Source organism: Gillisia marina (genome assembly GCF_000258765.1).
GTDB lineage: Bacteria > Bacteroidota > Bacteroidia > Flavobacteriales > Flavobacteriaceae > Gillisia > Gillisia marina.
The window spans coordinates 1-4,195 of the sequence record NZ_AJLT01000077.1; the positions used below are offsets into that span (position 1 = coordinate 1).

General features: G+C 35.1%; 3 protein-coding genes. All 3 read right to left on the reverse strand.

Annotated elements, in window-relative coordinates; all coding sequences use genetic code 11:
* Positions 1-51: 51 nt before the first annotated feature.
* Complete coding sequence (locus ON07_RS13410) at positions 52-1,311, reverse strand: aminotransferase class I/II-fold pyridoxal phosphate-dependent enzyme (protein WP_010232450.1); 1,260 nt, start codon at positions 1,309-1,311, stop codon at positions 52-54.
* A gap of 155 nt (positions 1,312-1,466) precedes the next feature.
* Complete coding sequence (locus ON07_RS13415; RefSeq protein ID WP_010232451.1) at positions 1,467-2,507, reverse strand: PLP-dependent cysteine synthase family protein; 1,041 nt, start codon at positions 2,505-2,507, stop codon at positions 1,467-1,469.
* A 101-nt stretch (positions 2,508-2,608) separates the two neighbouring features.
* Positions 2,609-4,195 (reverse strand): S9 family peptidase (locus ON07_RS13420; RefSeq protein ID WP_010232452.1); only part of this gene is annotated, 1,587 nt, incomplete at its 5' end.

Here is a 4,195-nt window from a genome sequence, read left to right on the forward strand (position 1 = left end):
AAACAAAAAACCACCTAATTTAGGTGGTTTTTTGTTTTATATATCTAATAATTACTCGCCTAATGACGCCGTAACGGCAGCAGATAATCTTTTATAAGTTCCGTTTTCCAATCTTTCTCTAATTGCTGAGAAAGCAGTTAACGTAAGTTCTATATCTTCCATAGTATGTGTAGCCGTTGGAATCATTCTTAAAAGAATCAATCCTTTTGGGATTACTGGATACACTACAATAGAGCAGAAAATACCATGATTCTCCCTAAGGTCTCTCACCAATGCCATTGCTTCAGGAATACTTCCTTTTAAATAAACCGGAGTTACACAACTTTGAGTAGTTCCTATATCGAATCCATTATCTTTAAGACCAGTTTGTAAGGCATTTACATTCTCCCACAATTTCTCTTTAAGTTCTGGCATTGTTCTAAGCATATCTAAACGCTTTAATGCTCCTACCACCAGTTGCATCTGTAAAGACTTTGCGAACATTTGAGAACGAAGATTATATTTTAAATAATCCATGATCTCTTTATCCCCGGCAATAAATGCACCTGTACTCGCTAAAGATTTTGCGAAGGTTGCAAAATAAACATCTATATCATCTTGTACTCCTTGCTCCTCACCTGCACCTGCACCAGTAGCTCCCAAAGTCCCAAAACCGTGGGCATCATCTACGAAAAGTCTGAAATTATATTTCTTTTTAAGCTCAACAATTTCTTTTAACCTTCCTTGCTCTCCACGCATTCCAAATACACCTTCAGAGATCAAAAGAATTCCACCACCTGTTTGCTCAGCAATTTTAGTAGCACGTTGTAAATTCTTTTCGATACTTTCCATATCGTTATGCTTATAGGTAAAACGCTGACCTAAATGCAATCTTACTCCATCTATAATACAAGCATGTGCATCTACATCATATACAATAACATCTTGTTTAGATACTAAAGCATCAATCGTAGATACCATTCCTTGATATCCAAAATTTAAAAGATAAGAAGCTTCTTTATTTACAAAGGAAGCCAGTTCATCTTGTAATTTTTCGTGAAGATCTGTATGCCCACTCATCATTCTAGCACCCATTGGATACGCAGAACCATATTCTGCAGCAGCTTCAGCATCTACTTTTCGAACTTCAGGATGATTTGCAAGTCCTAAATAATCATTAATACTCCAAGTAATAACGTCTTTGCCACGAAATTTCATTCTATTAGAAATTGGTCCTTCCAGCTTTGGAAATACAAAATATCCTTCTGCTTGCTGCGCCCACTTCCCTAAAGGTCCTTTATCTTTATATATTTTATCAAATAAATCTCTCATAGATTTTTTTTATTTACAAGTTGCAAAAGTACTGAAATACAACTCAATTTTACAATAATTATATTTGACAACTTAACATCCATATTAAAACCTAAAAGCACCCTGTAAAGAAGGATGCTTATATTTTTAAAATGTTCCTTAAAGTTGTTGCATCCTTATTTTATAAATTCTATCGACTGTGATTCTGCTTGTTTTTCAGAATCCATAAATCCTTGCGCCTCCATCCAGTCGTTGCTGTAAATTTTACTCATATATCTGGAACCATGATCAGAGAAAATTACCACAACTTTACTGTTTTCATCAAATTCTCCTTGCTCCTGCAATTGTTTTATACCTTGCATTGCTGCTCCACTTGTATATCCAAGAAATAATCCTTCGGTTCTAGCAAGCTCTCTGGCAGTATGAGCACTATCTTCATCGGTTACCTTAATAAATTCATCAATTACACCAAAATCTGTTGCAGATGGAATTAGATTTTTACCTAAACCTTCAATTCTATAAGGATAGATTTCATCTTTATCCAAAGCTCCAGTTTCGTGATATTTCTTCAGTACAGATCCAAATGCATCTATACCAATAACGCGAATATCAGGATTTTGTTCTTTCAAAAATCTTGCTGCTCCAGAAATTGTTCCTCCTGTTCCACTGCAAGCAATTAAATGAGTTAATTTTCCTTCTGTTTGATCCCAAATTTCTGGACCTGTAGAATTGTAATGAGCTTCAATATTTAATTCATTAAAATATTGGTTGATATACACCGAACCTTCATTTTCCTGATGTAATCTTTTAGCAACCTCATAATAAGAGCGGGAATCATCTGCGGGAACATGTGCCGGGCAAACATATACTTTAGCTCCCATTGTTCTAAGCATGTCTATTTTATCTGCTGAAGACTTAGAACTTACGGCAAGAATACATTTGTACCCTTTTATAACGCTAACCATCGCAATACTAAATCCGGTATTTCCAGAGGTAGTTTCAATGATAGTATCACCAGGCTTCAATATGCCTTTTCGTTCCGCTTCTTCAATAATAAACAAAGCAATTCTATCCTTAGAAGAATGTCCAGGATTAAAGGCTTCAATTTTCGCGAAAAAATCTCCACTAAAGTTTTTGGTAATGGAATTCAATCGAACTAATGGAGTATCTCCAATTAATTGCAATATGTTATCGTATACCTTTTTCTTTTCTATCATAAAATGAAATTCTTTAACCAATTTAGGGATTAAAAAATTATTTTGATATGTTAAAACAATCTTAATCCAAAAAACGCCCAAATTTAAGGCAAATTTTTCAATTACTCGGTAATTCCTTCCAAGTCCAATAAAAAGGCATACTCTTCTGCTACTTCTTTTAAAGCTTCGAATCTACCGGAGGCACCTCCATGTCCGGCATCCATATTAGTGTGAAATAGCAATTTATTCGTATCAGTTTTTATTTCTCTTAATTTAGCTACCCATTTTGCAGGTTCCCAATACTGCACTTGAGAATCATGCAGACCGGTGGTAATAAGCATATTGGGATAATTTTGCTTTTTAACGTTATCGTAAGGCGAATAAGACAGCATGTATTTATAATAATCTTCTTCATTTGGATTTCCCCATTCGTCATATTCTCCAGTTGTAAGCGGAATAGAGTCATCTAGCATGGTAGTTACAACATCTACAAAAGGAACTGCAGCAATAATTCCATTATACAATTGCGGTGCAATATTCACGACTGCTCCCATTAACAATCCGCCGGCAGAACCGCCCATAGCGTATAAATGTTCTTCTGAAGTATATTTTTGATCTATCAAATATTTAGAAACATCTATAAAATCTGTGAAGGTATTCATCTTTTTAAGCAGCTTTCCATTTTCGTACCAAGCTCTTCCTAGGTATTCTCCACCTCGAATATGAGCAATGGCATATATGAAGCCTCTATCCAACAAACTCAATCGAACACTCGAAAAATATGGATCTATCGTAGAGCCGTAGGATCCATATGCATACTGAAGCAAAGGATTGGAACCATCCTTTTTAAGGTCTTTTCTATAAACCAAAGAAATAGGAATCTTTGTTCCATCTTCTGCCGTAGCCCAAACGCGCTCTGTTGTGTAATTATCTTTTTTGAAGTTCCCTCCTACTACCTCTTGCTCCTTAAGCACTACTTTCTCCTTAGTTGCCATATTGAAATCTATGACAGATGTTGGATTGTTTAAGGAATTGTAAGTATATCTTAGAATATCGGTATCAAAATCTGGGTTTATACTTGTGTATGCTGTATATGTTTCATTATCGAAGGGTAGATAATAGCTTTCACCTGAATGCCACTTAGTAATCTTAATTTTATTTAAGCCTTCATTTCTCTCGCTTATCACAAGATAGTGTTCAAAAATATCTATATCCTCTAATAAGTAATCTTCTCTATGCGGAATCACCTCAACCCAATTCTCCTTGCCGGTTTTATCTACCGGCGTCTTCATTAATTTGAAGTTAGTCGCGCCATCTTTATTAGTTAATATATAGAAAGAATCTTCAAAATGAGTAAACCCATATTCTAAACCTCGTTCTCTAGGCTGAACTATTCTGAATTCTGCATTTGGCGTATCTGCCTCTAGAATTCTAAATTCACTGGTTAGTGTACTGTGACTTCCAATCACCAAATACTTTTTCGATTTAGATTTATAGATATAGGTATTGTATGTTTCATCTTTTTCCTCAAATACCAACTGATCATCTTTAGATTTCGTCCCCAACACGTGTTTATAAATCTGATTGGAACGTAAGGTTTTATCGTCTTTCTTGGTGTAAAACAGCGTTTTATTATCGTTAGCCCACGTAGAGCCACCGGTAGTGGTTTTAATCTTTTCGTTTAAGATTTCTCCTGTTTCGAGATTTTT